The sequence below is a fragment of the Bradyrhizobium cenepequi genome (genome assembly GCF_020329485.1).
Classification (GTDB): Bacteria; Pseudomonadota; Alphaproteobacteria; order Rhizobiales; family Xanthobacteraceae; genus Bradyrhizobium; species Bradyrhizobium cenepequi.
On sequence record NZ_JAGKJI010000025.1, the window covers coordinates 17,320 to 40,236 of the forward strand.

At 63.1% G+C, this 22,917-nt stretch carries 15 protein-coding genes, 1 pseudogene and 1 riboswitch; of the genes and pseudogenes, 7 read left to right on the top strand and 9 right to left on the bottom strand.

Annotation, left to right across the window (positions count from 1 at the left end):
• Nucleotides 1-26: 26 nt before the first annotated feature.
• From recA to J6497_RS24365, 3 genes are all read left to right on the top strand, one after another.
• Nucleotides 27-1,115, top strand: coding sequence for a recombinase RecA (gene recA / locus J6497_RS24355; protein ID WP_225706820.1), 1,089 nt, complete (start codon nt 27-29; stop codon nt 1,113-1,115).
• Between the two features lie 103 nt (nt 1,116-1,218).
• Complete coding sequence (locus J6497_RS24360) at nt 1,219-1,686, top strand: hypothetical protein (protein ID WP_225706821.1); 468 nt, start codon at nt 1,219-1,221, stop codon at nt 1,684-1,686.
• A gap of 147 nt (nt 1,687-1,833) precedes the next feature.
• Complete coding sequence (locus tag J6497_RS24365; protein WP_225706822.1) at nt 1,834-2,208, top strand: hypothetical protein; 375 nt, start codon at nt 1,834-1,836, stop codon at nt 2,206-2,208.
• A gap of 106 nt (nt 2,209-2,314) precedes the next feature.
• Here J6497_RS24365 and gcvP read toward each other — a convergent pair whose 3' ends face one another.
• From gcvP to gcvT, 3 genes are read right to left on the bottom strand one after another with little or no spacing between them, the layout of a single operon-like run.
• Complete coding sequence (gene gcvP / locus J6497_RS24370) at nt 2,315-5,188, bottom strand: aminomethyl-transferring glycine dehydrogenase (protein WP_225706823.1); 2,874 nt, start codon at nt 5,186-5,188, stop codon at nt 2,315-2,317.
• A 9-nt stretch (nt 5,189-5,197) separates the two neighbouring features.
• Nucleotides 5,198-5,563, bottom strand: coding sequence for a glycine cleavage system protein GcvH (gcvH, locus tag J6497_RS24375; RefSeq protein ID WP_225706824.1), 366 nt, complete (start codon nt 5,561-5,563; stop codon nt 5,198-5,200).
• Between the two features lie 9 nt (nt 5,564-5,572).
• Nucleotides 5,573-6,718: a glycine cleavage system aminomethyltransferase GcvT gene (gene gcvT / locus J6497_RS24380; protein WP_225706825.1), complete on the bottom strand. Its 1,146-nt coding sequence runs from the start codon at nt 6,716-6,718 to the stop codon at nt 5,573-5,575.
• 134 nt (nt 6,719-6,852) lie between these two features.
• A riboswitch (glycine riboswitch) is annotated at nt 6,853-6,943 on the bottom strand.
• Between the two features lie 301 nt (nt 6,944-7,244).
• On the opposite strand from gcvT, the gene alaS reads away from it, so the two are divergent.
• A complete protein-coding gene (gene alaS / locus J6497_RS24385) occupies nt 7,245-9,917 on the top strand; it encodes an alanine--tRNA ligase (RefSeq protein ID WP_225706826.1) in 2,673 nt (890 codons plus the stop codon).
• 6 nt (nt 9,918-9,923) lie between these two features.
• Nucleotides 9,924-11,180: a cyclic nucleotide-gated ion channel gene (locus tag J6497_RS24390; RefSeq protein WP_225706827.1), complete on the top strand. Its 1,257-nt coding sequence runs from the start codon at nt 9,924-9,926 to the stop codon at nt 11,178-11,180.
• Nucleotides 11,181-11,223: 43 nt separating this feature from the next.
• Here the strand turns inward: J6497_RS24390 and J6497_RS24395 are convergent, their stop codons facing one another.
• Together J6497_RS24395 and J6497_RS24400 are read right to left on the bottom strand one after the other, a co-directional pair.
• Entirely contained in the window at nt 11,224-11,583 is a 360-nt protein-coding gene (locus tag J6497_RS24395; RefSeq protein WP_225706828.1) for a hypothetical protein, read from the bottom strand.
• A 153-nt stretch (nt 11,584-11,736) separates the two neighbouring features.
• Nucleotides 11,737-14,088, bottom strand: a complete 2,352-nt coding sequence (locus J6497_RS24400) for a phosphocholine-specific phospholipase C (RefSeq protein ID WP_225706829.1) — start codon at nt 14,086-14,088, stop codon at nt 11,737-11,739.
• 335 nt (nt 14,089-14,423) lie between these two features.
• Here J6497_RS24400 and J6497_RS24405 point away from each other — a divergent pair, with 335 nt between their 5' ends.
• A complete protein-coding gene (locus tag J6497_RS24405) occupies nt 14,424-15,299 on the top strand; it encodes a MurR/RpiR family transcriptional regulator (RefSeq protein ID WP_225706830.1) in 876 nt (291 codons plus the stop codon).
• Between the two features lie 116 nt (nt 15,300-15,415).
• On the opposite strand, the gene J6497_RS24410 is transcribed toward J6497_RS24405, so the two are convergent.
• Genes J6497_RS24410 through J6497_RS24420 form a run of 3 tightly spaced genes read right to left on the bottom strand, consistent with a single transcriptional unit; the run spans nt 15,416 to nt 20,384 of the window.
• On the bottom strand, nt 15,416-16,528 hold the full coding sequence (locus J6497_RS24410; protein WP_225706831.1) for an ABC transporter permease: 1,113 nt from the start codon (nt 16,526-16,528) through the stop codon (nt 15,416-15,418).
• Between the two features lie 2 nt (nt 16,529-16,530).
• Nucleotides 16,531-19,317, bottom strand: a complete 2,787-nt coding sequence (gene rbbA / locus J6497_RS24415; RefSeq protein WP_225706832.1) for a ribosome-associated ATPase/putative transporter RbbA — start codon at nt 19,315-19,317, stop codon at nt 16,531-16,533.
• Entirely contained in the window at nt 19,314-20,384 is a 1,071-nt protein-coding gene (locus J6497_RS24420; protein ID WP_225706833.1) for an HlyD family secretion protein, read from the bottom strand. Before J6497_RS24420 ends, rbbA begins: the two co-directional genes overlap by 4 nt.
• Before the next feature lie 680 nt (nt 20,385-21,064).
• Here J6497_RS24420 and J6497_RS24425 point away from each other — a divergent pair.
• Nucleotides 21,065-21,438, top strand: a pseudogene (locus tag J6497_RS24425) (ACT domain-containing protein).
• A gap of 956 nt (nt 21,439-22,394) precedes the next feature.
• Here the strand turns inward: J6497_RS24425 and J6497_RS24430 are convergent.
• Nucleotides 22,395-22,901: a DUF3455 domain-containing protein gene (locus J6497_RS24430; RefSeq protein ID WP_225706834.1), complete on the bottom strand. Its 507-nt coding sequence runs from the start codon at nt 22,899-22,901 to the stop codon at nt 22,395-22,397.
• Nucleotides 22,902-22,917 lie beyond the last annotated feature (16 nt).

The window sequence follows — 22,917 nt, forward strand, 5'->3', positions numbered from 1 at the left end:
AATCCCCGTCATAAGGAGCACATCCAATGTCCGCCACCGCCCTGCGTATCGTCGAAGGATCCTCTATGGATAAGTCCAAGGCTCTGTCTGCCGCGCTGTCCCAGATCGAGCGCCAGTTCGGCAAGGGCTCGGTGATGAAGCTCGGCAAGAACGACCGCTCGATGGACATCGAGACGGTGTCGTCGGGGTCGCTCGGGCTCGACATCGCGCTCGGCGTTGGCGGCTTGCCGAAGGGACGCGTCGTCGAGATCTACGGGCCGGAATCCTCGGGCAAGACCACGCTGGCGCTGCATACGGTGGCGGAGGCCCAGAAGAAGGGCGGCATCTGTGCCTTTATCGATGCCGAGCACGCGCTCGACCCGGTCTATGCGCGCAAGCTCGGCGTCAACATCGACGAGCTCCTGATCTCGCAGCCCGACACCGGCGAGCAGGCGCTGGAAATCTGCGACACGCTGGTGCGCTCGGGCGCGGTTGACGTGCTGGTGGTTGACTCGGTGGCGGCCCTGGTGCCGAAGGCCGAGCTTGAAGGCGAGATGGGCGATGCGCTGCCCGGCCTGCAGGCGCGGCTGATGAGCCAGGCGCTGCGCAAGCTCACCGCTTCCATCAACAAGTCCAACACCATGGTGATCTTCATCAATCAGATCCGCATGAAGATCGGCGTGATGTATGGCTCGCCGGAGACGACGACCGGCGGCAATGCGCTGAAGTTTTACGCCTCGGTCCGCCTCGACATTCGCCGTATCGGCGCGATCAAGGAGCGCGACGAGGTGGTCGGCAACACCACGCGCGTGAAGGTGGTGAAGAACAAGCTGGCGCCGCCCTTCAAGCAGGTCGAATTCGACATCATGTATGGCGAGGGCGTCTCCAAGATGGGCGAGATCCTCGATCTCGGCGTCAAGGCCGGCATCGTCGAGAAGTCCGGCGCCTGGTTCTCCTATGACAGCCAGCGCCTCGGCCAGGGCCGCGAGAATTCTAAGGCGTTTCTCAGGGCAAACCCCGATATCACCAGCAAGATCGAGCTCGCGATCCGGCAGAATTCCGGCCTGATCGCCGAGCAGATCCTCGCCGGCACCCCCGAGCGTGACGCCGACGGCGAGGAGCCGGCGGAAGAGTAAGTTTCAAGATATCCGATTTCTTCGCGGGAAGCGGGCGCTGAGGACGTTGAGTTGCCGACGTCTTCGGCGCCCGTTTCGTTTCGGGGTGATTGCCGAGGGGGCCATGAAGCGTCTGATCCTGACCTCGAGTGACAGCGGCGCGGGAGCTCTGAAGAGGGCAGGATTCGCGGATTGTGTGATCCCATTTGGTCTGCGGTTTGTCTGGGGACAATTGCCGTCGCCGGTCAAGCTTGAGAGATTGCTGTCAGCACGCTCGGCCGGACACGGAGCTTCGGTTCATCACTGGCTGGACAATCTGACCGGCAAATACGTCGATGAAGCGCGAACGCATGGACTTGGCCTGGCCGAATTCTGCGAGCGCTTTGAGGCGGTCGAGTTGTGGATCGATCCAGAGCCGAACTCGCTCTGGTTGCTGGGCCATTTGCGACGGCATTCGAACGTCACTTCCAGGCTAGCTTTGGTCCAGATGGATACCGCCATCGGCGAACACCTGCCGATGGAATTAAGCGGCCTCGGGCACACCGCGATCCCAATTCGCAACGAGCACCTGGAGACAGCCGGCACGGCCTGAGCCGCCTATCGCGCGCTAACGCCGCTGGCGTGGTTCGAACTATTGGCGCGAGATTTAAGTGCGCTCCCGCGACTGCAGGACACCATTATTACCCTGCTTGAAGAACTTCCGAACCGTGGCTCGGGAGTTGGTGGGACGGAAATGCGAATGCTGGAGCTGCTTTCGGCAGGCCACGTATATCCCTACGACCTGTTCCCAGGGCATGAGAAGCCGAACCAGCGTCAGGCGTTCGATTATTGGGAGGTTGGGGCATTGCTGGATGGCCTGGCCCATTGTCCATCGCCTGCCGTGTCCGGCCTCGACGAAGCACTCTTTACGATCGAAATGCACGAACAGGCCGATCGCCACGCGCGTTATAAGCAAAGCCGGCTTGCGTTGACCGAACTCGGAAAAGCGCTTGTCGCGCACGCGGACGATTTCAGCCGGCACAACCCATCGCTGGTGGGGCGGCACCGAGCTGACCAACGACCGATTGTGGCGCTGGGATCCCTTGTACCGCGCCTTGGTCGCTCCTTGATGTAAACTCGTAGGATGGGTAGAGCGCAGCGAAACCCATCATTGCCACCAAGCGCACGGGTGTGATGGGTTTCGCTGCGCTCTACCCATCCTACAAAGGCTGGTGATCACATCACTCCGCCGCCTGCGCGTAATCGCTCACCGGCGGGCATGAGCACACCAAATTCCGGTCGCCGTAGGCATTGTCGACGCGGCCGACCGGGCTCCAATACTTGTCCGTGCGCGAGACGCCATCGGGGAAACACCCCTCGGCGCGGCTGTACGCGCGCGCCCACGCATCGTCGGCGATATCGTGCACGGTGTGCGGCGCGTTCCGGAGCGGCGAGGCCTCGACCTTGAAACGGCCGCTTTCGATCTCGGCGATCTCCTGGCGGATTGCGATCATGGCATCACAGAAACGATCCAGCTCGGCCTTGGATTCGGATTCCGTCGGCTCGATCATCAGCGTGCCCGGCACCGGGAAGCTCATGGTCGGCGCATGGAAGCCGTAATCGATCAGCCGTTTTGCAATGTCATCGACGGTGACGCCCGCCGAGGTCTTCAGCGGCCGTGGATCGACGATGCATTCATGCGCGACGCGGCCCTTCTCGTTCCGGTACAGCACCGGGAAATGCGGATCCAGGCGCGCCGCGATGTAGTTGGCATTGAGGATCGCGGTCTCGGTGGCGCGCCTCAAGCCTTCGCCGCCCATCATCAGGATGTAGATGTAGGAGATGGTCAGGATCGACGCCGAGCCGAACGGCGCGGCCGACACCGGTCCGACCGGGTGCGGCGTGCCGCCATCGGTTGCGGGATGGCCGGGCAAATAGGGGGCGAGATGCGCCCGCACGCCGATCGGGCCCATGCCGGGGCCGCCGCCGCCATGCGGAATGCAGAACGTCTTGTGCAGGTTGAGATGGCTGACGTCGGCGCCGTAGTCGCCGGGCCGCGACAGCCCGACCTGTGCGTTCAGGTTGGCGCCGTCGAGATAGACCTGTCCGCCATGCTGATGCACGATGTCGCAGATCTCGCTGATGTGTTCCTCGAACACGCCATGCGTCGAGGGATAGGTGATCATCACCGCCGCGAGATTGGCCGAGTGCTTCTCCGCCTTGGCGCGGAGATCGTTGACATCCACGTCACCGCGAGCGTCGCAGGCGACCACCACCACCTCCATGCCGACCATCGCGGCGGACGCCGGATTGGTGCCGTGGGCGGAAGAGGGGATCAAGCAGATCTTGCGATGGGCCTCGCCGCGCGCGGCATGATAGCCGCGGATCGCCAGCAGGCCGGCATATTCGCCCTGCGCCCCCGAATTCGGCTGCAGCGACACCGCGTCATAGCCGGTGATGTCGCACAGCCATTTTTCCAGCCGCGCAAACAGTGCGTGATAGCCCTTGGCCTGATCGGCCGGCGCGAACGGATGCAGGCTGCCGAACGCAGGCCAGGTCAGCGGCATCATCTCCGTGGTGGCGTTCAGCTTCATCGTGCAGGAGCCGAGCGGGATCATCGCGCGGTCGAGCGCGAGGTCGCGATCACTGAGCTTGCGCATGTAGCGCAGCAGCTCGGTCTCGGAGCGATGCGCATGGAACACGGGATGGGTGAGGAACGCGGTGGTGCGCTTCAACTCCGTCGGCAGTGCCTCGCGCGCGCCGGCCTCGATTTCGGCATAGGCAAGCTTGCCGCCGAATGCGCGCCAGACCGCCTCGACGATCTCAGGCGTCGTGGTCTCGTCGACGGCGACGCCGAGCGTGCGATCGCCGGTGCGCAGATTGATCTTCTCGGCAAGCGCGCGGGCCACGATTTCGTTCTGCTTCGCGCCCACTTCCACGGTCAGCGTGTCGAAGAACGCGTCGCTCGTGGGCGTGAAACCGAGCTTGCGCAATCCCGCCGCCAGCACGGCGGCGCGGCGATGCACATTGCGCGCGATATGGGTAAGGCCTTCAGGGCCGTGATAGACCGCATACATCGAGGCGATCACGGCGAGCAGCACCTGCGCGGTGCAGATGTTGGAGGTCGCCTTCTCGCGGCGGATATGCTGCTCGCGCGTCTGCAGCGCCAGCCGATAGGCAGGCAGCCCGCGCGAATCCACTGATAGGCCGACGATGCGGCCGGGCAGCGAACGCTTCAGCGCATCGCGTACGGCCATATAGGCGGCATGCGGGCCGCCATAGCCCATCGGCACGCCGAAGCGCTGCGCCGATCCGATCGCGATATCGGCGCCGAGCTCGCCTGGCGACGCCAGCAGCGTCAGCGCCAGCAGGTCGGCGGCGACGATCGCGAGCGCGCCCTTCGCACGCAAGGTCGCGATCACGGGCCGCAGGTCGCGCACCGCGCCGGACGTATCAGGATATTGCAGGAGAGCGCCGAGAACGTCGGCCTTGCCCAGATCCGTGAGGGGATCGCCAACGACCAGGCTCCAGCCCAGCGGCTCGGCACGGGTGCGCAGCACCGCGAGCGTCTGCGGATGGACTTCATGATCGACAAAGAATGCTTTCGCCTTCACCTGCGAGTGTCGCTCGGCGAGCGCCATCGCTTCGGCGGCCGCCGTTGCCTCGTCGAGCAGCGAGGCGTTGGCGACGTCAAGCCCGGTCAGATCGCAGATCATGGTCTGGAAGTTGAACAGCGCTTCCAGCCGGCCCTGGCTGATCTCGGGCTGATAGGGTGTGTAGGCCGTGTACCACGCGGGATTTTCCAGGATGTTGCGCTGGATCACCGCGGGCAGGATCGTGCCGGAATAGCCTTGGCCGATCAGTGAGGTGAACACCTGGTTCTGCGCGGCTAGTTCGGTCATGTGGGCCAGCGCCTCGGTCTCGCTCAGCGCGCGGCCGAGATCGAGCGGCGCCTTTTGCCGGATCGAAGAGGGCAGCGTCTCGCCCATCAGCGCGGCGAGGCTTTTCGCGCCGACCGTCTCCAGCATCGCGTCGACGTCGCTCGGGGAGGGGCCGATGTGGCGGCGCACGAAGGTGGCGGCAGCTTCGCTGGTCGGTTTGAACGGCGCGTTCATGGAAACCTCTCAGGCGGTGTGGGCTTTGTAGGCGGCTTCGTCCATCAGGCCGCCGAGCTCGTTCTTGTCGGCGATCTTCATCTTGAAGAACCAGGCCTTGCCGGCGGCGTCCGAATTGACCAGCGCCGGCTCGGCGGCAAGCGCGTCATTGACCTCGAGCACTTCGCCCGAGATCGGCGCGTAGACGTCGGAGGCCGCTTTCACGGATTCCACGACGGCAGCGGCTTCCGCCTTCTTCAGCGTGCGCCCGACCTTCGGCAGCTCGACGAACACGACGTCGCCGAGCTGCGTCTGCGCGTAATCCGTGATGCCGATCGTGGCGACATCGCCCTCGATGCGGAGCCATTCGTGGTCGGACGTGTAGAGCGTCGTCATGAAACTTCCTCAGCGTTTATAGGTGTTGGGAACAAAAGGCGTGGCGGCGACCGCAAGCGGCAGGCGCTGGCCACGCACCTCCGCGAAAACCGTGGTGCCGATGCGGGAGAGCGAGGTGGGCAGATAGCCCATTGCCACCGGCGCATTGAGGCTCGGGCCAAAGCCGCCGGATGTGACCTTGCCGATCGCCTCGCCAGAGGTGCTATCAGCAAACAGCGGCGCACCCTCGCGCACCGGCGCGCGTCCCTGCGCCTTCAGCCCGACGCGGCGGCGCGGCGCGCCATGTTCGAACTGGCCGAGGATCTTGTCCGCGCCCGGAAAGCCGCCGGCGCGGGCGCCATCCTTGCGGCGGCTCTTCTGCACCGACCATTCCAGCGCAGCTTCAACCGGCGTGGTCGTGGTGTCGATATCGTGGCCGTAGAGGCAGAGCCCGGCTTCGAGCCGCAGGCTGTCGCGCGCGCCGAGCCCGATCGGCAGCACATCGGGATTATCCAGGAGCCGGGTCACCAGCGCCTCGGCCTGCGCCGCGGGAACGGAGATCTCGAAACCGTCCTCGCCGGTATAGCCGGAGCGGGAGACGAAGCAGTCGAAATCGCCGACGCGGCGTGGGCCGGCGTCCATGAACTTCATCGACGCCGCGTCTGCACAAATCTTCGCCAGCGCCGATTCGGCCTTCGGCCCCTGCAGCGCGATCAGCGCGCGGCCTTCCAGCGAATCGATGTCACAGGCATCGGATAGATGTTTGCGTAAGTGCGCCTCGTCCTCAGCCTTGCAGGCCGCATTCACCACCAGGAACAGGTGGTCGCCGAAATTCGCGGCCATGAGGTCGTCGAGGATCCCGCCGTCTTGATTGGTGAACTGGGCGTAGCGCTGCCGTCCCGGCGCGATGCCCACGATGTCCTGCGGCACGAGCCGCTCCAGCGCCAGCGCCGCGTCAGCAACCTTGCCGGATTTCGGCCGCAGCGCGATCTGGCCCATATGGGAGACGTCGAACAGCCCGGCGTGGCTGCGCGTATGAAGGTGTTCTTTCAACACGCCCGCGGGATATTGCACGGGCATCTCATAGCCCGCGAACGGCACCATCTTGCCCCCGCGGGCAAGGTGCAGCGCGTGGAGGGGAGTGCGTTTGAGCTCGGATTGGTCTCGCGCAAGCATTACGGGGCCCTCGCGGTTCCCTTGGGGACCATTCCCTGGAAACCTGGAAGCCCCATCTGTCGCTTTGCCTGAGAGTATTATCCCGTCGGCGGGCGCGGCCGGCTTGAAGCCTCACGCGCCTCTTTCCAGATGTCAGTGGTCACGCGGTCCTTTTTGCCTGAGAGTTTCCGGGGCGGTTGCTCCTTCGGCGCCGGCTCAAAGCCGGTCTCTCCCGACGTGACTGATAACAGATAGGAGGGAAACACGGCGCGGCTAGGCTGTCAACGCAGCCGCGACAACTATCAACGGCCCTTTACGCGGTTGCGGCAAGCCTATGATGTGCTTGCACAGTTTCTGGACACCGCCGTACGCCTTGTCTAAAAGCGTTCGGCCGGAAGATTAACCCTTTAGAGCATGATCCGGAAAAGTGGAGACCGGTTTTCCGAAAAGATCATGCTCAACAAAGAGATGAGATCATGATCCGATTCAGTCTAATCGGATCGTGATCTAGTGGCGGATTCCGGGCCCCTTTTCCGGTTGGATGGCTATGAGCAGCGTCAACGACATCAGGTCGACATTTCTGAATTTCTTCGCGAAGAACGGCCACGAGATCGTGCCGTCATCGCCGCTGGTTCCGCGCAACGACCCGACCTTGATGTTCACCAATGCCGGCATGGTGCAGTTCAAGAACGTCTTCACCGGGGTCGAGAAGCGGCCGTACCAGCGCGCCACCACCTCGCAGAAATGCGTCCGCGCCGGCGGCAAGCACAACGACCTCGACAATGTCGGCTACACCGCGCGCCATCACACCTTCTTCGAGATGCTCGGCAATTTCTCCTTCGGCGACTACTTCAAGGATCGCGCGATCGAGCTGGCCTGGAACCTGGTGACCAAGGAATTCGGGCTGCCGAAGGACAAGCTGACCGCGACGGTCTATATCGACGACGACGAGGCCTATGATCTCTGGAAGAAGATCGCAGGGCTGCCGGAGTCGCGCATCATCCGCATCGCCGGCTCCGACAATTTCTGGCAGATGGGCGAGACTGGTCCCTGCGGCCCGTGCTCGGAAATCTTCTACGACCATGGCGACAAGGTCTGGGGCGGCCCGCCCGGTTCGGCGGAGCAGGACGGCGACCGCTTCATCGAGATCTGGAATCTCGTGTTCATGCAATACGAGCAGCTCGAGGGCGGCGTGCGCAATCCGCTGCCGAAGCCCTCGATCGACACCGGGGCGGGGCTGGAGCGCGTCGCCGCCGTGCTGCAGGGCGTGCACGACAATTACGACATCGACCTGTTCGTCTCGCTGATCCGCGCCATCGCCGATCTCACCGGCGCCGACCCGAAGGGCGAGCAGAAGGCATCGCTGCGCGTGATCGCCGACCACTTACGCGCCTCCTCGTTCCTGATCGCCGACGGCGTGCTGCCCTCGAACGAGGGCCGCGGTTACGTGCTGCGCCGGATCATGCGCCGCGCGATGCGCCACGCGCAGCTCCTCGGTGCGCGTGAGCCGCTGATGTATCGCCTGGTCTGGGCGCTGGTGCGCGAGATGGGCCAGGCCTATCCGGAACTGGTGCGCGCTGAGAAACTGATTGAAGAAACGTTGCGGCTGGAAGAGACCCGCTTTCGCAAAACCTTGGAGCGCGGTCTTGCCATTCTGGACGAGAAGAGCGCCGGCCTGAAAAAGGGCGACATGTTCGACGGCGACACCGCCTTCACGCTCTACGACACCTATGGCTTCCCGCTCGACCTCACCCAGGACGCGCTGAAGTCGCGCGGCATCAGCGTCGACCAGGCGTCGTTCACCGACGCGATGGAACGGCAGCGCGAGAAGGCACGTGCGGCCTGGGCGGGTTCGGGCGAGGCCGCGACCGAGAGCGTCTGGTTCCCGCTGCGCGAGAAGCTCGGCGCGACCGAGTTCCTGGGCTATGAGACCGAGGGTGCCGAGGGCGTGGTCGCGGCGCTGGTGAAGGACGGTGCTGAGGTCGACGGCCTGAAGGCCGGCGAGAGTGGCGCGGTGGTCCTGAACCAGACACCGTTCTATGCGGAGTCCGGCGGCCAGGTCGGCGACACCGGCGTTTTGACCGGCGAAGGCGTCACGTTCCGCGTCACCGATACCCAGAAGAAGGCCGGCGATCTCTTCGTCCACATCGGCAAGGTGGAGCAGGGCACGTTGAAGGCCGGCGCTGCGCTGCAGCTCGAGGTGGACCATGCGCGCCGCTCGTCGATCCGCGCCAACCACTCGGCGACGCACCTGATTCACGAGGCGCTGCGTCAGGTGCTCGGCGATCACATCGCCCAGCGCGGTTCGCTGGTCGCGCCGGACCGGTTGCGCTTCGACTTCGTGCACCCTAAGCCGATCACGCCGGAAGAACTCGCCCGCGTCGAGGACATCGCCAATGACGTCGTGCTCGAGAATGACGAGGTCACCACCCGCATCATGGCGGTCGATGACGCGCGCGAAGCCGGCGCCCGCGCTTTGTTCGGCGAAAAGTATGGCGATGAGGTCCGCGTGGTCTCGATGGGCAAAGGCCCGCGCGAGCAGGGCCAGAATGCGCTTGGCTGGTCGGTCGAATTGTGCGGCGGCACCCATGTCCGCCGCACCGGCGACATCGGCCTGATCTCGATCACCGGCGAAAACGCGGTTGCTTCCGGCGTCCGCCGCATCGAGGCCCTCACGGGGCGCTATGCCCGCAAGCACGCCAATGACACCATCGCGCTGGCGAAGACCGCGGCGCAGGAGCTGAGGACGTCGATCGATGATGTGCCGGCGCGCATCGCCTCATTAATGGAAGAACGCAAGAAGCTGGAGCGCGACCTGTCGGATGCGCGCAAGAAGCTCGCGATGGGCGGTGGTGCCGCGTCGAACGGCGGGGGTGCGGGCGTGCGCGAGGTCGGCAACGTCAAGCTGCTGGCGCGCGCCGTCGAGGGCGTCGAGACCAAGGACCTCAAGAGCCTGGTCGACGACGGCAAGAAGCAGATCGGTTCCGGCGTGGTCGCGATCGTTGGCGTCACCGAAGACGGCAAGGCCGGCATCGTGGTCGGCGTCACCGCCGACCTCACCTCGCGCTTCAACGCGGTCGATCTGGTGCGCAGGGGATCGGAGGCGCTCGGCGGCAAGGGCGGCGGCGGCCGGCCCGACATGGCCCAGGCCGGCGGTCCCGACGGCGCCAAGGCAAATGCGGCGCTGTCGGCGATCGAGCAAGCGCTCGCCGGCGCGTAAGCGACCATGCCGGGCAAGCGCGCAACCGGTGCCCGGGAGTTGCGGGACCGGCTATACGAGCTGCTCGAACACGATCATCTACCTTATTCGGCCGGCTCACACTTGGTCCGGCTGCTCGTCGTCATCATCGCGATCGACGTGCTGGCGGCGATCCTGGCGTCGGTGCCGGAGCTCGACGCCTCGTTTGGGACGCTGTTCACGACCATCGAGATCGGCGCGGTCATCGTCTTCGCGCTGGAATATGCGGTGCGGATCTGGAGCGCGGCCGGTCACTCCCTGCATGCCGCGACGGCCGCACGGGCACGGCTTGAATACGTGTTCTCGAGCTTTGGCATTATCGACCTCATCGCCTTCCTGCCGTCGGCCATCGCGCTGATACTGGGCGACAAGACCGCGGTGGTGCTGTTCGGCATGCTGCCGTTCTTCAAGCTCGTGCGCTATTCGCCTGCGATGCGCTCGCTATTGGCGGCGCTGCATGCCGAGCGGCGCACGCTGGTCGGCTGCGTGGTGATCCTGACCGGCGCGATGCTGCTGTTCGCTTCGCTGCTCTATGCCATCGAGCACAACGTCCAGCCGGACAAATTCGGCACCATCCCGCAGGCGATGTGGTGGGCAATCGTCACGCTCGGCACCGTCGGCTATGGCGACGTGATCCCGGCGACGCCACTCGGCAAGATCGTCACGGTGTTCGCGATCGTGGTCGGAATTGCCATGATCGCGCTGCCGGTCGCGATCGTCTCGACCGCCTTTGCCGACGAGGTGCGCCGGCGCGATTTCGTCGTCACCTGGGGCATGCTGGCGCGGGTGCCGCTGTTCTCTCATCTCCGTGCCGCCGAGATCGCCGACATCATGCGGCTGTTGCGCGCGCAGACCATCGAGCAGGGCGAGGTGTTGGTCCGCCGCGGCGACGTGGCGTCTTCGATGTATTTCATCACGGCGGGCGAGGTGGAGATCGAATTGCCGAACCAGCGGGTCAGGCTGTCCGATGGCACCTTCTTCGGCGAAATCGCGCTGCTCAAGCGCACCAGCCGCTCCGGCACCGTGACGGCGACGCGCAAGACCAGGCTGCTCGCGCTCGACGCCCAGGATTTTCATGCCCTGATCGAGCGCCTCCCCGCGCTCGCGGAGCATGTGAAGCAGACCGCGGAATCGCGGATCGCCGACACGATGGAGGTCAGCAAGGGAGATATCGCCGAGGCCGAGATCGCGCAGGCTGAGCCGGCTGAGACCGGCGCGAGTGACGATTCGGCCGTGCGCTCATAAATTCATCGTGCCGCTGAATCCCAAGAAGCGGCATACAGGCCAATCAGCCGCAATTCCAGATCGGCCCGATCGGCGTCCGCGTCCAGCAAGGGCCGAAGCTGCCGCCATTGTAGCGACCGCCGTAAAAGCCTGGCCGGCCGAAATAGTGCCAGTTGCCATCGTACCCGAAATATCTTGGGACTGGATCGATGTACCAAGGGTACCGGCCGGGGCGCGCCATGCGCGAAACCGAACCTTTCTGGGCGTAAAGTGGACGGCTGTTGTTCGGTGGCTGCTGATAGCCCGGGAGGAATCCGTAGCCGTGCCAGCGTGGCACCGGTCGTTTATGAACGGGCCCGGCCGCCGCTACGACCGGCAGCAGCGATAGGGCAATGGCAATCGACAGACACACGAGGCGCGACATCACGACAGCATAGACGTCCGGCTGTTGGGAAGCGATTCAAATCCGGGTGCAAGGTGCCGCACGCTCATCGATTGCAACGATACAAGGTGAAGATGAAATGAAGAGGCGCCCGAAGGCGCCTCCAAATTCGCTGTGGTGATCGCGCGGCCCGCTTCAGAACCGGTCGTCCGCGCCCATGCCAGGATCGCTCACCGAAGCTCGGCCGGTTTCCACATGGCCGGCGACGCGCCGAGAGAAGCCGCTGCCCGAGTCGGCGGTGATGATGAAATCATACCACAGGCCGGTGGTGCGCAGATTCCAGTAGAGCTCACTGGGGCGGCCAGAAGCGGACACTTTGACATCCCACGACGTGCGCGGACCGCCGCCGAAATCCGGTCCTGGGAAGAAGACCGGCGGATTGAAGCCGAAGCCGGGCGCGCAGAAGTCGGGAGCGGTCCGGAAACCAGGCACCGGGCCGAAGCCCACAGGACGGAAGTTGGGACGCGGACCGAAACCCGGAGGCTCCGGCTGCATTGCGGCGGCTACCGAGGCGCTGACGGCCAGCAGCGGTCCATAGATCTTGTTGGACTTCACCGTGAAGCGCAGGTGGCCATTCCCGTCGTTGCGTAGCTGCAGGTGCAGACCGCCGTCGTGGACGTTGTAGCCAGCGAAGATTTCGGGGTTGGGCTCATTCTTGTGCCGCATCGTAGAGATGTCGCCCTTGAAGTGGCGGTGGAAGCCATTGGGGGCGAGCACCCACAGATCATAGAGGCCATCGTCCCCGACTGCCCATTCGTCGTCCAGCATCTGGCCCGCCTCGACGGTGTAACGCTGCGGAATGCGATCCAGGTGCATCTTGTCGTAGACGTGGAACACGGCGCCTGCAAAGCCGGTGTTGGCGAACAGGAGCCTGACCTTGCCCTTGCCGGCATCGACCTGCGCGTTGGCGTGCAGAATGTAGGGAAGCGCGCGCGAGAAGCGAACGCCGGTTTCCTGAAACAGCGGCTGCGGCGTTGCCGGCGCGGTGGGGGCCGGCAGTGTCTTCTGGTGCGCATCCGATGCTTGCCAGTTGCTCTGGTCGGGCAGCTCCGGGAAGCGGGGATCGTTGGGGCTCGCGAAGTCGAACGCCGTGGTGAGGTCGCCCGAAATGGCGCGATGCCAGGGGCTGATGGCGTCCACCTTGATGCCGAAGCGCTTCTCGAGGAAACGGCCCACCGACGTGTGGTCAAAGACCTGCGAATTGACCCAGCCGCCCTTGCTCCACGGCGATACGACGTACATCGGCACGCGCGCGCTAAGACCCCAGGGACGGATGTTGCCGCTGATCTTGTCGTCGGCGCTCAGTACGTTGCCGACGGTGTTGGAGAAATATTCACCCGCGAGCGGCATCGTGGCCTTGCCCATCAGGTTGCCGTCGCTGTCATACGACGGCACCGCCGGCGCCGGCAGGTGATCGAAGAAGCCGTCGTTCTCGTCGAAGGTCAGGAAGAAGACGGTCTGGCTCCAGACCTCGGGGTTGGAGGTCAGCGCGTCCAGCACCTGGTCGGTGAAATTGCCGGCGCGGGTCGGGCTGCCGCCGCCGGGATGTTCGGAGTTGGCCTGGCTCGGCAAGATCCACGATACCTGCGGCAGGTTGCCGCTCATCACGTCGGCCTTCAATCTCGCCAGATAGTCCGGACCACCGGTCAGGCCGTGCACATAGTTGGGATCATTCGGCTGTGCGTGGCGGAAGCTGGCGAACGCCAGACAGCCGTGCATCGCGCCGGTCCAGTTGTCGTTCATGTCCTGGTAGATGTGCCAGCTTACGCCGGCGCGCTGCAGCAGGTCGGGAAGGGTGTCCCAGTTGAAGTCGCTGCCGACATAGCGGTAGGACGGCTGCGGCTGAGGCAGGCCGGCCACCCAGTTGTGAGGGTTGGGCCAGCAGCGGTTGTTGTTGGGCTCGGAATCGTTGGTAGTGCAGTTGATGCCCTGCGCGCGCAGCGCGGGATTGAAGTTGGAGCCCGACCAGAACACGATCCGGTTGGGGTCGGTGCCGGTGGTGATGGAGGCGTGGTAGGCATCGCACAGCGTGAAGGCCTCGGCGAGCGCGAACTGGAAGGGGATGTCGTCGCGGCCGAAATAGCCCATCGCATACGGGGTCTTGTACTTGGCCCAGAAGCCCATCTTGCCCTGGTTCCACGCTGCCTGGCTGTCGCCAAACGAGTGCGGCGTGCCGTAACCGACCAGCGCGTTGCTGGTCGCGGAGTCGCGATGATAAGGCGGGATCTCGCGGGTGCCATCGGACTGGAACCAGACCGGCTTGCCGCTTTCGAGCGGAATAGGGAAGCGATCGCCGAAGCCGCGCACGCCGCGCAGTGTGCCGAAATAGTGGTCGAACGAGCGGTTCTCCTGCATCAGGATCACGATGTGCTTGACGTCATTGATGGTGCCGGTCCGGCGCCTCGCCGGAATGGCCAGCGCCCGGTCGATGCTGGCAAAGGCAGCCGCCGCCGTGGCGCCCGCCAGAAAATCGCGACGTGTTGTCATTCTTATTCTACCTTGGGTTGATAGTTGAAGGAACGGACGACGGTTTGCAGTGCAGGCTTGGCTCCCTGCACGGGCAAGCCGGTCGGCAATAGCAGTGCGACTTGACGTCGCTGTGAATAATTTATTTCCGAGAGAATTTTTTGTGAGCTTTTCTCACTATATGAGTGACGGCGCCAGGGAGAGACGCGGGAGCGGGCGGGAATGACATATGAGCCATCATCGTCGCCGGCTTGTGCCGGCGGCCCACGAGAATTGAAGCTCCGCGCTGCCAGAGGAATCGCGGTCACCTTGCGCTATCAACCAAATGAAGTCCCACGTTGTCAGCGAGGGCGCAGGTGACACGCTCGAACTTCAATGCAGGATCGTCCGTAAGCGGCATCCTTTCCCGCGTTCGTGAATTGCAGTCTGATCTTCCTCCGAAAGCCAGACAGATCGCCGACCTGATTGTCGCGCAGCCTGATTCTTTCATTCACATGTCGATTACCGAAGTTGCCGAGACATGTGGCGTCAGCGAAGGCACCATCGTTTCCTTTTGCGGCCGGGTGGGCGTTCGGGGGTTTCAGGAGCTCAAGATTCTTCTGGCGCGGGATCTGATCGAGCCGGTCCGTCTGATTCAGGAGGATCTGCATCGGGGCGATGATCCGGCGACCGTCACGGATCATATCTTTGCCGCCCACGCCGCTTCGCTCCACGAGACACGCCGCCTGCTTTCAATGGAATCATTGGCGAAGGCGGCGAGCTTGTTGAGGGAAGCGCAGCGGATTGAGATTTATGGCATAGGAAGTTCGGCGCCAATTGCGCAGGACCTGTCCTATCGCTTGCTGCAACTGGGGCTCGCAGCGAGCGCGGTCGTCGATTCTCATGTCCAGGCCGTCAGCGCGGGCATGACCGGCCCGTCAGTCACGACCGTCACGGTGTCTCACTCAGGCAGCACGGTTGAGACGGTGCTCGCGACCCGATTGGCGCGGGAAGCCGGCGCCCGGACCATCGGCATCACGCGGCTCGGCAAGTCGCCTCTCGCGGCCCATTGCGATGTGCTGCTCTATACTGTCGCAAATGAAACCCGATATCGGCCCGAGGCCATGAGCAGCCGCGTAGCTCAACTCGCCATTATCGACACCTTGGTGAGCTGCTGCGCTCTGACCGACACCGAGCGCTCTGTTGACAGGCTTCAACACGCTGCGCGTATTCTTTCCGAGAAGCGCTTTTGACTGCACGGCTTCGGGCGGAGAGCCATTAACCGCCCCCGGATCTTCGGAGTTCATTCCGACCTTATCCCCGTCACGGGCCCGGTCAGCCGTCAGTGTGCATGGCAACCATTTGCCCCCTACCGCAAGAAAGCTCGGAACCTCCGAAGGGAGAAGGAGAACAGAATCGCGCCGATCACCAGCAGGGCGACGAACTGCGGCCAGACAACGGTCAGTCCGGCGCCACGGAACAGCACGGCCTGGGCAAGAATGACAAAGTGGGTGTTCGGTGCAGCGAGCATGATGTCCTGGATGATCTGCGGCATGCTCTCCCGCGGCGTGGTAGCCCCCGATAACATCTGAAGCGGCATCAGGACGAGCATCAACAGCAGGCCGAACTGCGGCATGCTCCCCCCGACTGTTGCCAGGAAAATACCCATGCTCGTCATGGCGAAAAGGTAGAGCGCCGTGCCGAACAGGAACAGCGGCACCGAGCCTCCGATCGGTACCGACAGTAGCCCCTGCACGATAAACACCAGCGATACGCTGGCGGCCAGCAGAACCACCAGGCCCATCGACCAGATCTTGCTTGCCATGATCTCAAATGGCGTCACCGGCATGACGAGCAGGTGTTCGATCGTGCCATGCTCGCGCTCGCGAATGAGCGCCGCTCCAGTCAGAATGATCGACAGCATCGTAACGGAAGAGATCACGTTGTTGATGGCGCCGAACCAGCCCTTATTGAGCTCGGGGTTGAATCGTGCCCGCAGCGCGAGGTCGATGGGAAGTGGCGCGGTCGAGCGGTAGCGGGCCAGGAACTCGCTCACCTCGTCGGTCACGATGGATTGGATGTAGCCCGCACCCGTGAAGGCCTGCGACATACGGGTGGCGTCGACGTTGAGCTGGATGGTCGGCGTTCTCTGGGCCAACATATCGCGCTGGAAGTTCGGCGGGATGTTGAGCGCGAAAGTATCGAGACCGGCGTCCATGCGGCCCTCTATTTCCGTCTGTGAAATCAGACGCGGTATGGCGAAGTAGGGCGGATTGAACGCCGTGATGATGCGCGTCGCCACCGGCGACTTGTCTTCGTCTACGATCGCAAGCGCAGCCCGGTTCAAGGTCTCGGGTTGCGCCTTCGATGCGGTATAGATCGAAACCGTGAAGGCATAGACGATCAGCATCAGCATCATCGGGTTGCGAAAGAGGCCCCACAGCTCCTTCATGCCGAGTTGAACGATGTTGGCGGTGCGCATCTCTAGCTCGCCTGTTTCTTGAGAAGCGCCGTTGCTAGAACGAGCAATATCGGGATTGTCACGAGCAGGGCTATGAACGGGCCGGGCAGATCGGCGAGATCGAGTCCTTTCGAGAACGTGCCGCGCGTGATGGTGACAAAGTGTGCGGTCGGGTAGATTCGCCCGATGATGGCTCCAGCACCTTGCAGCGAGGAGACCGGATCGATCAAGCCAGAATACTGGGTGGCCGGGATCATGGTGAGCAGGGCGGTCGTGAAGATCGCGGCGATCTGGCTGCTCATGAACGCCGATATCAGAAGCCCCATAGCGGTGGTGATGATGACGTAGAGAAAGGCTCCGCCGGCCAACGCAACAAAGCTGCCGGTAAACGGTACGCGGAAGATGAAGACCGCAAATGCTGTCAACAGCAAGAAGTTCACCATGCCGAGCATTACATAGGGGATCTGCTTGCCAAGGAGGAATTCCAGCCGCGTCACCGGCGTCACGTAAAAATTGGTGATCGATCCCAGCTCCTTTTCGCGCACGACGCTCAGGGCCGCCAATATTGCCGGTATGATCAAAAGGAGAATGGGGATCACGCCGGGCGCCATGGCTACGATGCTCTTGAGATCGGGGTTGTAGCGGTAGCGGACCGCGAGTTGGAAATCGCCGACGGTGGCGGCATTGCCGTAGATCTGGCGTGCCCTCTCGGTCAGCCACTGTGCATGCATGGCCTGCACATAGCCTCTCACGGTCTCTGCCCGCGAGGGCATGGCCCCGTCGACCCACGCACCAATTTCAACGTTGCGGCCATGCGCTACGTCGCGCCCGAAGCCCGGTGGAATTTCGATCGCAAGGCTCAGCTCACCGCTGAGCATGCGGCGATCGAGATCGTCATAGTCGACAATCGGCGGCATCTCCGTGAAGTACCGCGATCCGGAGATTTGCAGGATGTAGTCGCGGCTTATCGTTGTCCCGTCGCGGTCCATGGCCGCAAAGGTCAGATTCTCAACGTCCATGTTGATGCCGTAGCCCATCACGAACATCAGGATGAGACTGCCGAGAATGGCGAGCGTGGCACGGATCGGGTCGCGCCGGAGCTCGAGCGATTCCCGCTGGGTATAGGCGGAAACGCGCCGCAAATCGAAGGAGTGCGTTCGGGGGCTGTTTGTCGCGCCGTGGCCACTGGCCTCAGCAGCGTCGAGCGCCGATGCGCGTACGACGTTCGACGGCTTGACCTCGGTCGCGTCAATGGCGTCCTGCAAATAGGCTACGAATGCTTCTTCGAGACTGCCGCCGCCGCGTTGCTGGGCAAGTCGTTGCGGCGTATCGCTGACGAGCACCTTGCCCGCATGCATGAGCGAGATGCGGTCGCAGCGCTCCGCCTCATTCATGAAGTGGGTCGAGACGAAGATCGTGACGTTGTCTTGACGGGAGAGGTCGGACAGCATCTGCCAAAAGCCGTCGCGCGCCACCGGATCGACGCCGGAGGTCGGCTCGTCCAGGATAAGGATGTCGGGGCCATGGATCATGGCGACTGCAAGCGAAAGGCGCTGGCGCACGCCGAGCGGCAGTGCGTCTGGAAGCATACCCATGATGTCTTCGAGCTCGAACCGCCGTGCCATCTCATCGACACGATCGGCGATCGTGTCGGGCAGCATCCGGAACAGGCGCGCATGCAGTTCGAGATTCTGCCGGACCGTCAACTCGGAATACAGCGAGAAGGCCTGCGACATGTAGCCGACGCGGCGGCGGACATCCATGTCGCTGGGGTCGACCTCGTGGCCAAACAGCTTGGCGGTACCTTCGCTGGCCGGAAGCAGTCCCGTCAGCATCTTCATCGTCGTGGTCTTGCCGCAGCCGTTGGAGCCGAGAAAGCCAAAAATCTCGCCACGAGGAATGCGAAAGCTCACATTATCGACGGCAGTGAAGTCGCCGAACCTCATGGTTAGATGCTCGGCCTCGATGGCGATCTCGCCGGCATCTTGGATCGTCCGCGGCGGGATCACCACTTCCCTGTGGGCCCGGCGTTGTGTCTCCGGAAGCAAGGCAATAAAGGCGGCGTCGAGATTGGTTGCATGGGTCTGCCGCAGCAGGTCCGCAGGCGTTCCGGTAGCCAGAAGGCGGCCTTCGTCCATCGCAACCAGCCAGTCAAAGCGAGCTGCTTCCTCCATATAGGCGGTTGCGACGATGACGCTCATGCCCGGATGGCTGACGCGGATCTCGTCGATCAATTGCCAGAACTGGCGCCGCGAAAGCGGGTCGACACCTGTGGTAGGCTCATCGAGGATCAGAAGTTCGGGATCATGGATCAGCGAGCAGCACAGGCCGAGCTTCTGCTTCATCCCACCTGAAAGCTTCCCCGCGGGCCGACCGGCGAAAGGGGCAAGCCCCGTGCTCTCGAGAAGCTGGTCGATCCTGCGTTCGCGCTCGCGCCTATCGTGGCCGAACAGACGGCCGAAGAAATCTACATTTTCGAAAACAGAGAGCGTCGGATAAAGATTCTTGCCGAGACCCTGTGGCATATAGGCGATCTGCGGACAGGTCAGCCGGCGGTGCGCGGCGTCAGCCATATCGCCGCCGAGCACCTGGACGCTCCCTTCCTGAACGGCGCGAGCGCCGGCGACGAGGGAGAGCAGGCTCGACTTGCCGACGCCGTCGGGGCCAATCAACCCGACCATGCATCCACCCTGAATATCGACCGTGATGGCATCGAGCGCACGCGTCTGGCCGTAGGACAGGCTGACCGCTTCCAGCCGCACCACCCGGCCGGGAGGATGACGATCATCGCCGATCGATGGCCGATTCATTTGACCAGCTTCTCGGTTAGAAACGGCGGCCAGTCGACGTTCGAGTCGATGCGGACGAAGGCCCTGCCTGGAAGGCCGGTTTTGACCTGCTCGATGTGTCTTTGGAGCAAATCCGGCGAGATATGGGCCCTGACGCGGAACATGAGCCTCTGACGCTCCTCTTCCGTTTCCACCGTTTTCGGCGTGAACTGCGCAACGTTGGCGACGAAGCTTGCCTTGGCAGGAATGACCCATTGCGGCGCGGCATCCAGGATGATGCGGACATCCGCGCCGATCGCAACGCGCCCCGCCTGCGCGGTCGGCAAGAAGAAGGTCATGTAAACGTCGCCGAGGTCGACCATGTTGAGCACCCGTCCGCCGGCGGCAAGAATTTCTCCCGGTTGGGCTACGCGGAACTGCACGCGGCCATCGCGCGGCGCTCTCAACGTGCCCTCATTGATGTCGGCCTCGATGCTGTCGATCGAGGCCTTGGCGGAATCGACCGCCGCTTCGGCATCAACCACCTGCGCCTGGGCGGAGCTGAGGGCTGCCTCCGACGCCGCACGCTGGGCCTCCGCCGCGGCCACTGCGGCCTTCGCTCCCTCGGCGGCAGCGCGATCGTCGTCGAGCACCTGCTGCGGAACCGCGTTTGTTCTTATCAGCCGCGTCGATCGCTCGAATTTCCGATTCGCCGTATCTAGTTCGGCATTGCGCTGTGCGATCACGGCAATGGCAGTTTTCTTCTCGGCCTCTCGCTGGCTCACGACACTCTTGGCCGTATCGACGCCGATGCCGGCGCGACGCAACTGGGCCTTGGCCTGTCGGAGCTGGGCTTCCAATTGGGTCGTGTCCATGCGCGCCAGGACTTGTCCTGTCGTCACGAAATCGCCCTCCCTGACCACGATGTCCTGGATGCGTCCAGGCGTCTTGGCCGCAATGTCGATTTCGACGGCTTCGATACGACCGTTGCCGCTGGCAATTCCAGCCGGAAGATTGTCTCTTCCGAGTTTCTGCCAGGCGAAGTAGCCTCCTGCTGCAACAACCAGCACGAGGACGGTGGTCAACCAGCGTTTTCGATTCTGCGTCATGGTTTAGACGGGGGCGTCACGACGGGACCGGCCGTCCGGCCGTCTCGGAAAGCGCCTTCACAACCTCACGTACGCATTAAGCATACATCCAACCAGGCTTGCGTCTACCATGTCGCCGAACATTGCTGCTGACAAATCTGCGGCCAGCTTGGCCGGCGTCACGGACGCAGGCCGAGTTCCGGTTTGCTTTGCGTGTGCAGTTCCCGCACGACAGACCCACCGAGCACCCAGCCAGCATCGCAGTTTTCGGAAGGGAGCTGCAAAGGTGATGTCGCTCGCGATTTGCCAACGGTCCGCTGAGTGGTCAAGAACGGTCAGTCTTGAATCGAGTTTTCTATTTCAGTTCTATCTTCGAAGTCGGACATGCAGGCACTCGGCTAAGCCTTTAGATCGGCATCCTGGCAGCGCCGTGTTTGCCGAGCCTACTAAGATGGGCTCATTGTTATATGCCGTCCCTCACCTCGATAGGAATTTGGGCTCGACGAACCCAGCTTCTGCGCTTGTCGATCTCACTCATTTCTTTGCGCCTGAGCTGCGCCTGCAAGATCGAGCTTCGGCCGCAATGCTCTGGGCCGAAGGCCCCAAAGGAGAAGTAACGAGCAGGCGATGATCACCACCGCGACACTCAGGAATCCGGCCGCGACAAGGCTTTCTTGCCAGGGCTGCCATTGTTGAGAGATATGAGAGCCGAAATGCAAGACGGCATTTTCGTGTTTTGCACGATTGCGAAAGACGAGCAATGCCAGCCGCAATTAGCCCGCTGCTAACATTCCGTGAACAAGAAGGAACAACCATTGTGATACGGCGTGAGGAGGCCGAAAGTACAGGGTTGTCGTACCAGTTTGCGTCGCGTCTGATCACGTTGCGTGTTCATTCATCGCTTGATGCGGTGGGCTTTCTCGCAGCGATCACCGCTAGACTTGCGGAAGCCAGCATAAGTGTGAATGCGGTTTCGGCTTTTTACCACGATCATTTGTTTGTGCCCGATCACAGAGCCGACGAAGCTCTGTGTCTTCTACAAAATATGGCCCGCGTTGATGTGCTCCGCTCATAGTCGCTTCGGCGAGGTCGCGACAATCGGATCGAGTTTTCTATTTCCGATCTATCTCCGAAGTCGGACATGCAGGGTATTCGGCTGAGCCTTTGGCCTCTGAGACCAACATCCTGCTTTCGCAGCCGCCTGCTTCGCTTCGAGTGCAACGGTGATTTGGATGTTTGGCTGCGACAAATCAACCCGACGGGCAAATCACCAAAAGTCTGTCCATCCCTCGCGCGAAAAACATTCCGCTTCCGTCGTCGGGCAAATCAGCACTATTAATCCGCGCGTCTCACCCGAATGAGGGGCGGCTCGCGATCGTCACGAACGTTGCGGTGAGATGCGGTGGACGCGGGTGTTGCGACTGACGAGCGCGGCATCAGCGGACGGCGAAGTCGTGTGGTTCTGGCGCCCCGACGCTGGCGCTAAGTTCGCGGAGCTGATCTGCGAGTGACGGTGGCAAGAAAGCCCGGTCACCGGGAAGAGCACGAAGTAAGCCGTAAACCACTGCGCAGGGAAAGCCGGTGTTGCTCCGGTTGACCTGTGGTCCTACCCCCGTGCTTTTTGTTGCACGGGGCCCACGGGTGCAACCGGCACCCGGCTTTCCCTGCGCCCTCTATCTTCCAGGAGGGTGAAGACGATGCAAAGCTCGGACGCAAAGCGCCGCGAGAACGTACACTCACATCCGCTTCGCTGTTTGACATTTGAATCAGAACCAACCCCACGTCGTCCCGGCCTTGAGCCGGGACCCATAACCACAGGCATTTGTGATGTGCTCCGCCACAACCGCTTGCTCGCGCCACAACAACTGCCTGTGGTTATGGGTCCTCGCTTTCGCGAGGACGACGCCAGCGCTGCTATTGCCACAGTCGTAGGATGGGTAGAGCGCAGCGAAACCCATCATCGCGCGGCTTGCTCCATCGCGATGGGTTTCGCTGCGCTCTACCCATCCTACGGCACTGCTCGCGAGTCGCTCAGTCCTTGCGAAGAAACACGTAGTCCGCGGAGTAGGGCGCGCTATGGGTCGAACCGGCCTTGTCGCACGCTCCCTCGAGAATGCCGCCCACCGTGTTGATCCGCTGCACCGTCGTGACACCGGTCAGCGTGCCGCTGCCGCGCCGCGAAATCACGTTGAGCCTGAGCCAGGGAATGTCGTTCGGTGTCGCGCCCGGCGTATTGCCGGAAGCCCTGCCCAGCACGACGCTGCCGTCGACATGCTCCCAGTTCGGTCCGGCATAGTGGCGGCCGACAGTCCTGCCTTCGGCCATCAGCGTTGCGATCGGTTCGCGAAACGCCCAGGTCAGCTTGCCTTCGACGCCAGCCTTGCACTCGTAGACCTGCGCGCCTTCGGCGTGAACGCTGAGCACGACCGCTTCCCCCGGCGCCGCGATGGCGTCGGGGAGGGGTGTTTCAGCGCGCACGCTGACCATCGTGCCCGACAGCACCAGCAATGCGAGCGCAGCTTTCCCGGGGAGCGGCATGGTCAGTCTCCACACG